Annotated in this window: 1 protein-coding gene; it reads left to right on the top strand. The window is 45.9% G+C overall.

What is annotated here, in order from left to right:
* The coding region (locus D7V20_RS19710) for an ATP-binding protein (RefSeq protein WP_165382167.1) at nt 1-180 on the top strand (180 nt) is incomplete at its 5' end.
* Nucleotides 181-229 lie beyond the last annotated feature (49 nt).

Genomic DNA, 229 nt, shown 5'->3' with positions numbered 1-229 from the left:
ATCATCACAGCCAATCACCCGTTTAGTGCATGGGATCAGATCTTCCCAGACAGCATGATGACGGTAGCGGCCATAGATCGGCTGATCCACCACGCGACAATTATAGAATTAGAAGGAGAAAGCTATCGAAAACAACATCAGTTAAAACAAGCTGGAAGTAGGAAAAATGAGAAAACCTAACCGGCCATCATAATTGACGCGAACCGGCCAAGATAGTTGACGCCGAACA

This window comes from Acinetobacter rongchengensis (genome assembly GCF_003611475.1).
In the GTDB taxonomy this organism is placed as follows: Bacteria; Pseudomonadota; Gammaproteobacteria; order Pseudomonadales; family Moraxellaceae; genus Acinetobacter; species Acinetobacter rongchengensis.
Note: the sequence above shows the minus strand (reverse complement) of the source record. Positions and strands in the feature narration are given on the sequence as shown.